At 69.8% G+C, this 7,052-nt stretch carries 10 protein-coding genes; all 10 read left to right on the top strand.

The genetic code is table 11. From position 1 onward, the window contains the following. The first annotated feature begins 423 nt into the window (after positions 1 to 423). The 10 genes from ACFC02_RS40785 to ACFC02_RS40740 all read left to right on the top strand — a co-directional run bounded on the left by ACFC02_RS40785 (position 424) and on the right by ACFC02_RS40740 (position 6,820). Entirely contained in the window at positions 424 to 846 is a 423-nt protein-coding gene (locus ACFC02_RS40785; protein WP_376367793.1) for an Asp23/Gls24 family envelope stress response protein, read from the top strand. Continuing rightward, positions 843 to 1,184 carry a hypothetical protein gene (locus ACFC02_RS40780; RefSeq protein WP_376367791.1) on the top strand — a complete coding sequence of 114 codons (342 nt, stop codon included), beginning with the start codon at positions 843 to 845 and terminating at the stop codon, positions 1,182 to 1,184. Before ACFC02_RS40785 ends, ACFC02_RS40780 begins: the two co-directional genes overlap by 4 nt. A gap of 52 nt (positions 1,185 to 1,236) precedes the next feature. Next, positions 1,237 to 1,440, top strand: a complete 204-nt coding sequence (locus ACFC02_RS40775) for a hypothetical protein (RefSeq protein WP_360976292.1) — start codon at positions 1,237 to 1,239, stop codon at positions 1,438 to 1,440. A gap of 77 nt (positions 1,441 to 1,517) precedes the next feature. Next, entirely contained in the window at positions 1,518 to 1,853 is a 336-nt protein-coding gene (locus ACFC02_RS40770) for a hypothetical protein (RefSeq protein ID WP_376367789.1), read from the top strand. Further along, the gene (locus tag ACFC02_RS40765) at positions 1,850 to 2,386 is read left to right on the top strand and encodes a DUF6286 domain-containing protein (RefSeq protein ID WP_376367787.1); all 537 of its coding nucleotides are present in this window, start codon (positions 1,850 to 1,852) and stop codon (positions 2,384 to 2,386) included. The genes ACFC02_RS40770 and ACFC02_RS40765 overlap by 4 nt, the downstream gene beginning before the upstream one ends. Next, a complete protein-coding gene (gene amaP, locus ACFC02_RS40760; RefSeq protein ID WP_376367785.1) occupies positions 2,383 to 2,961 on the top strand; it encodes an alkaline shock response membrane anchor protein AmaP in 579 nt (192 codons plus the stop codon). Before ACFC02_RS40765 ends, amaP begins: the two co-directional genes overlap by 4 nt. A gap of 985 nt (positions 2,962 to 3,946) precedes the next feature. Then, entirely contained in the window at positions 3,947 to 4,693 is a 747-nt protein-coding gene (locus tag ACFC02_RS40755; protein WP_376367783.1) for a hypothetical protein, read from the top strand. A gap of 134 nt (positions 4,694 to 4,827) precedes the next feature. Further along, complete coding sequence (locus tag ACFC02_RS40750) at positions 4,828 to 5,079, top strand: hypothetical protein (protein ID WP_376367781.1); 252 nt, start codon at positions 4,828 to 4,830, stop codon at positions 5,077 to 5,079. Beyond that, the gene (locus ACFC02_RS40745) at positions 5,079 to 6,284 is read left to right on the top strand and encodes a cytochrome P450 (RefSeq protein ID WP_376367779.1); all 1,206 of its coding nucleotides are present in this window, start codon (positions 5,079 to 5,081) and stop codon (positions 6,282 to 6,284) included. The genes ACFC02_RS40750 and ACFC02_RS40745 overlap by 1 nt, the downstream gene beginning before the upstream one ends. 380 nt (positions 6,285 to 6,664) lie before the next feature. Further along, a complete protein-coding gene (locus tag ACFC02_RS40740; RefSeq protein WP_376367777.1) occupies positions 6,665 to 6,820 on the top strand; it encodes a nucleotidyltransferase domain-containing protein in 156 nt (51 codons plus the stop codon). The last annotated feature ends 232 nt before the right edge of the window (positions 6,821 to 7,052 follow it).

Here is a 7,052-nt window from a genome sequence, read left to right as displayed (position 1 = left end):
GTCATCCGTCAGAACCACTTCGACCGTCGGCCGACCCATGCGCGCCATGAGCCCAGCATACTTCTACGGCTTTCCTAAGACTCGGGACACTAGCTCCCTCCCCGCTCCCCGAGGCTCCGGTGTCCCGGAGGTGGCGAGGGCAGGGTGGGGATGATCCCGTAGACGTACGTCGGAGCGATGTCCTGCCCCCACGTCCGCAGCAGCGGGGGCCCCACGGCAGACGCCCAGGGCCTGTCGCGGTCAGGGACTGGCCACCGTGGTACTGGAATGCCATCCGAGCAGACGTGAGGACTTGTGGTATGTCTCACAATAGTGAATAACGGATGAAAGGCACGCAATCATATCGAAAGGTGCCAGCTGATGAGTGCAATGTCCGCAGAATCCGGGGCAGGCAGCGGGACCTCCGGGAACCCGCCCTCTTCCATGACCGGGCCCAAGAGCCTGGTGACGGAGCGGGGGCGCACCACGATCGCGGACGTGGTGGTGCAGAAGATCGCCGGGATCGCCGCCCGTGAGGTGGCGGGGGTGTACGACCTCGGCACCGGCGGGCCGCGGGCGATCGGCGCGGTACGCGAGCGCATCCCGGGCTCGCGGGGGCCGAGCGTCACCCAGGGTGTGTCGGTTGAGGTCGGCGAGACGCAAGCCGCGGTGGACGTGGACATCGTCTGCGTGTACGGCGTGTCGATCGCGGAGCTGGCCGCCGCGGTCCGCCGTAACATCATCCAGGCGATCGAAGGCATGACCGGTCTGCAGGTCGTCGAGGTGAACATCGCGGTGGACGATCTCCGCGTGGCCGGGGACGCGGACGAGGACGCGGACGCAAGTCCGGTCACGCGCGTGCAATGAGCCAGTCCCAGTTCTCCTGCCTCACTGCGGCGGGAGCCGCGCTGATGCCCGAGCGGGACCCTGATGTGATCGCGGCAGCCGCGGGCGGCTGTCCGGCGGTCAGCCGGCTGTCCGCGGGCCCGTTCGGTGCCGCCGCCGCCTGTCTGCCGGGGCGGCGCGTGGCGGGGGTACAGGTCGCGGGAGAAGTCGTGCGCGTGCACGTGGTCGGCCGCTACGGCCATGCGATGGCGGAGATCGGCGCGCAGGTGCGCGACGCCGTGGCCGCCGTCGCCCCGGGAGCGGTGGTGGACGTGGTCATCGAGGACCTGGACCTCGGCGATCTGCCTCCCGGCGGATGAGGGCCGCCGAACGCTTCCTGTTTGCTTCCGCCCGTCTGCTGTGAGGTGTGCTGTGACTCCTACCGCTCTCGGCCTGGGTTTTGGCGTGGCTCTGGGCTTCGCCGGTGTCTTCGGTGGCATCGTCGCCTTCGTCGTGGTCCTGGTCGTGGGGCTGGCCGGACTGCTTGTCGGCTGGGTCTTCGAGGGAGGATTCGACCTGCGGGCGTCCCGCGACGCCTACCGCGCCGGTACCCACCGCTCCCGGACGCGGGTGTGAACGGCCCCCGCGATGGCGTCGACACCGACGCGCCACAGGATCAGGCGTTTGATCCAGCAGGCGGGCCGGGCCGCACCATGATCGCCGAACGGGTCGTGGAGAAGATCGCCGCCCGGGTGGTGCAGGAGTCCGAACGGCTCGGCGGCGATGTGCCCCGGGTGCTGGCGATGCCCTTCGGACGCCACGGCATGGACCGTCCGGCGCGAGTGACGGCCTGGGTCGACGGCCAGGTCACCGGCTTGGCCATCACCGTCTCCCTCGTGTGGGCGGCCTCGGCTCGTGCCACGACCCGGCGGCTGCGCGACGATGTCATCGACCGGGTGGAACAACTGACCGGGCTGCACGTGGACCACGTCGACATCGACATCGCACGGCTGCCGCCTGCGCCCCGGTCGGCACGGAGGGTGCGATGAGCGGGGTCGGGCACCGGATCCTGTGCGCGCTGACCGCCCTGGTGCTGGCCGCCGCCGGCCTGAGCGTGCTCATCGACGTGATCGCGGTGGCGGTCGGCCGTACCACGGTGGTCTGGCCGCAGCAGGCTCTGGCCACGCACCTCGCGGACAGTCGCTGGGGCGAACCCGCGGTCATGGCTGTGGCGGCCGCGATCGCCCTTTCGGGCCTGCTCCTGCTGCGCACGGCAGCCTCCCGCGGCCGACGCCGCCTGGTCCCGCTGCTCAGCGCGGACGGACAGACCCGCGTCGTCCTCACCCGGCGCGGCCTGCGCCGCAGCGTGGCCGACGCCGTCGGGCAGATCGACGGCGTCGACGCACAACGCACACGGATCGGCCGCCGCCGGGTCAAGGTCAAGGCCACCACACCGCGGCGCGACGTCGAGCAACTGCACGTCCTGGTCAGCGCCGCGGTCGGCGAACGGCTGGAGGCGCTGTGCACCGCCCGCGAGTACCGGGTGACCGTGAAAGTGCGCACCGCCGGGAGACGTCCATGAACCGTCCTCCCCACCGCATCAACCGGATCGCGCTGGCTCTGGTGGGCCTGGTGCTGCTGGCGGGCGGGGTGCTGGCCCTGCTGCGAGGCGCCGGGTTCTTCGGATCGGCTGGCCCGGATGCGGCGCTGCTCGTCCCCAGCGAACGTCACTACGCGGCGGCCTCGGGCTGGGTGTGGCCCGTGGTCGGCGCCGCCGCCGCCCTGGTGGCCATCGTCGGGGTGATCTGGGCCCTGGCCCAGCTACGGCCGGCGGGGGTGCGGACCCTCGCCCTGGAGGCCGACCGCAGCCGGGGTGCAACCCGGCTGAGCGCTGCCGCGGTCACCGACGCGCTGGAGGACGAAGTGCACTCGTACCGGGGCGTCCACCAGGCACACGCTCGGCTCACCCACAGCTCCCGCTACCCACGCCTGGACCTGCGTGTCGTCCTCGCCGCCGATGCCGATCCGCGCCCGATCCGCGCCAGGATCGAACGGGAGGCCCTGGCCGTCCTGCGACGCGTCCTCGACCAGGAAGACCTGCACGCCCGGATCCGCTTGGACGTCACCTCCCGCCCCGTGCGCGGCCGCATCGGGTGAGCCGTCCGGCCGTACGCCGCCGTCCCAGGATCGAGGTCCCAGGATCGGGGCTTTGCCAGCATCGACGGGGTCTCACCAGCAGGCGTCGGGGAAGCAGGCCAACCTTGACCGTTGGGTGGCGGCCGCCTGACGCGGCAGGTTCGGCGATCTCCCGAGATCTTTTGAGTGAGCGGATCCGGAGCAGTGGGAAGCCGTTGTCAATCCGCGCGTGATGGCTTTGTTTTCGCAGCTCAGGCATGTTCTCGGCGAGTGGGCGGCAGGGATGCAGGTGCCGCGCCGCGTCACCGTACCGGCGGAGGGCTGGATGCCGTCGCCCAGGGGGCTGTTGGAGGAGCGGGAGCCGTCCTCGCGTCAGCGGCTGGAGAACGCCGCGAGGAGGCAGAGCGCGCTGCGGCCGCGCACGCCGAGGCCGAGCGGGCCTGCGAGCGCGTCATCGCCTCCGCGGCCGTGGCGGTGCGCTCGTAGGCGCGCGCCAGGCGACGGGGCGCAGCGGAACGGTGGCCTGGGCGTCCTGGTGTCCGGGCACTCACTCCGACACCGGAACAAACACCCGGGTCAGGTGGAGGCCCGGACACCACTTCTCAGGACGTAACCGCGCACACAAGCCGCTGAGCACTCAGGACCGGCAAGTCCCACCGCGGATGCCGGGTGCGCCGGCGCCAAGGGGTGGAGACAGCCCGTTGTCCGGTGTCCGGTCGGTTCAGGTGCCGCCGCCGGCAGGTGAAGACTCCCCTCACTCCAATGGCCGCTTTGCGGGCCGGCTCGGTGAGGACCGCGCGGCAAGGCGGCGGAACAGCGGTATCGGCTGGGAAGAGCGGCTGATGTGGCCTCCTGGTAGGACCGCAGCCGCCGCGCCGTACCACGGCACGGTCGGGGTGTCATCTCTGCGGGGGAACCGAAGACTCACTGGCGCAAGGCCCCACACCTTCCCTCGCCGTGGACAACGCTGTGCATGGCGGGCTCCCACCGTCAGAACGGGAAAGCGATGAAGAAGGCGATACCGGTCCTCATTCCGCTCGCGATACTCGGCGCCGTGGCCTCCCCCATCATGGCAAGTGAGTACTCCCACGGGGGTTCGACCACGGACCGGGCCGTCCTGCAACCGGTCCCCCTCAACGGCCGGCACAAGGCCTCCGGCTCCCTGACTCTGTTGCTGAGAGGCAACCAGGCCACCGTCGAAGAGCACGTATCCGGTGTCGCGACCACGTTCATGAACGCGCCCTACCCGCACGTGCAGCACCTCCACGGCGGCGCGACGGGTGCGTGCCCGACCGACAAGGCCGACGCCAGCCACGACGGCGTGGCCAGGACGGCCGACGGTAAGCCCTCCTACAGGGCGATCCGGACCACCACCCTGCCGGTCAGCGGTGCCACGAGCCGGGCGGCGGGCACCAACACCGAGATCGCTCCCGGCTTCGCCCATCACCGCACCATCAGGCTCGATGCAGCGACGCTGCAGTCGATCCGTAAGAGGATCGCGGTCATCGTCGTCCACGGCTTGGACCCCGCCACCAGGCCCAGGATCGTCACCAGGCAGAGGAGTGAGCCGGCGTCGAGCCTGCCGCCGACGGCCACCTCCCCGGCCTTGTACGGACACCTGAAGGCCGGGCATGTCGGCAAGGTGCCCACCGCTGCGGCAGCAACCGGTTCCGGCGCCAGCCAGAGCGTCCAGAACACCGGCTTGTTCGCCGCCGGCGGCGCCCTGCCGCCGCGGCCGAAGGCGCCCTGGTAGTGGGGCGATGCCGCTCCAGCACCCGTTGAGCTGCGCGCCCGGACCACCGCATGCCCATTGCCCATTGCCCATGACTGAACTGCCCCCCTGGAGCGACAGGTGGCCGTCACGCCTTCGTGGAGGTCCCCTGCGCCATGGCATCCGCGGCTTCAGCGCGCGTCTTCACCGGGGCCCGGACCAACGCCGACGCCCGGCCCGCAGAAACGCGGGAGGGCATGGCGGCGCAGCCGGTGATGACCGAGCCCGCGGATTCGGCGGACGCACGTCGGGTGGGCGCCACCACTTCTGTCCACTGGGCCGTCGGCGATGCCGTGCAACTCGCCCGGAGCCTGCGCCGGGCCGTGGACACCACCAACGTCGTACCCATGCCCGGAGGAGCCGACTGATGACCGCGGACCACGAGACCGTCACCTGCCTGTTCGACTTCAGCGAAGCCCTCGAGTTCGACCCCGCGCTCGCGCACCTGATGCGTCGCGGCTCCCCCGCACGGATCCGGCTCCCCTACGGCGACGCCGATGCATGGCTCATCACCGGGTTCGACGCCGTCAGACAGGTGACCACCGACCTCCGGCTCAGCCGGGCCGGCATCATCGGCCACGACTACCCCCGGATGACACCGGAGCCGATCGTCTCCCCAGAGTCGATCAACGTCATGGATCCGCCGCACAGCAGCCGCGTCCGCCACCTCGCCTCCCAGGCGTTCACCCCGCAGCGCGTCGAAGGCATGCGACACCGGATCACGCGACTCGCGGACCGCCTGCTCGACCGGATGGAGGAACACGGCCCACCGGCGGATCTGGTCTCTCACCTCGCCGACGCGCTTCCCCACCACACCATCCTGGACCTCCTCGGCGTCGAACGCCGGGAATGGCCCCGGATCCAGGAATCCGTGCATCAACTACTCGTCGTCGGCGCCGACAACAGGGAAGCCGCCGCCACAGCCAAGGCAGACCTGACCGCGTACTTCGCGAAACTCGTCGAACAACGCCGAGACACGCCCGGCCCGGACCTCATCAGCGCGATGGCCGCAGCACGGGACGGTGAGGAACAGCTCGACGACAAGGAACTCGCGGTAACGGCCTTGATGCTGGCGCTCAGTGGCCAGGACACGGCGACGTGCCAGATCAGCAACATCGTCTACCTACTCCTGACCCGCCCCGAACTGCTGCGACACCTCAGGCGCCAACCCGAGACCCTCGCCGACGTCCTGCACGAGATGCTCCGCCACATCCCCTTTCGCAAAGGGGTGGGCATTCCCCGGATCGCGCTCGAGGACCTGGAACTGGACGGAGTGAGGGTCCGGGCCGGCGACTACGTCCACGTCTCCTATCTGACCGCCAACCGTGACCCCGAACGCTTCCCGAACCCCCACCTCATCGACCTGGACCGCCCGAGCAGCCCGCACATGACATTCGGCTGGGGAGGGCACAGGTGCATCGCCATGCCACTGGCCATGGCTGAACTCGAAGTAGCCGCCGGACGGCTCCTGGAGCGATTCCCCGGGCTACGGCTCGCCGTGCCTCCCGAAGAGGTCCGGTGGGACACGAAGACGATCAGACGGTTTCCGCTGGAGCTACCGGTGACCTGGTAGGAAACACCTGCGAGAGGCCGTTTTCTCCCGGTGTTCCCTTCAGGAAACCGCTGTTCGGCCGGTGGTGCCGGGTTGCGCCAGGAGAGGGTGGCCGCGTTGGCGAGGCGGCGGGCCATGAGGTCGGTCATGGCAGGTTTCTCCTGGGGAGTGGACACCGGGTTTCGTGCAACGAGTGACAGCGCAGGTGTCGTGATCAGTTGTTGTTCGAACTCGGAAGGGGTGAGGTACTGAGCTTGACTGGGTGATGTCGGCCTGGTGTGGCCCACACTCCGCTTGCGCTTGGCGCGACGTCGAGTGCCGGGCTGCTGTTGTGTCACGTATCTCGATCGCGTCCGGACGTAGGCGCTGCCAGAGTTCCCCCCGTACTGAGTCAAACTGATGTGGTCGAAGTCCTGCACCTGCTGGAGACCGCGGGCGCGACGGCATCGGTGGACGTCGGTTGGGGTGTGGACGCTCTGGCCGGTGAGACGACCCGAGTCCACTCTGACCTCGACCTGGTCGTACTGCTGGACGAACTCCGCGGCGGACGATCCTGACCAGGGCCGGGTCCCCGGAAGTCTCGCGAGACTGGCTTCCCAGCGCGCTGGCCGTCGCGGACGGAGCCGGAAGGGAGATCGACCTGCACCCCTTCAATGCGAGAGTTCGGCATCGCACTGAGCACACCGCCTCGCCGCGGTAGTTGTCAAGTCAAATGAGACGTTCGCGGTGCTATGAACCTTGTGGTTCGGGTTGCCTTCGTTTCGCCGGGTCGTTGATCCAGACCTGGCC

The organism is Streptomyces sp. NPDC056160 (genome assembly GCF_042268205.1).
GTDB lineage: Bacteria > Actinomycetota > Actinomycetes > Streptomycetales > Streptomycetaceae > Streptomyces.
The sequence above is the reverse complement of the archived record's forward strand: the minus strand, read 5'-3'. Positions and strand labels throughout refer to the sequence as shown.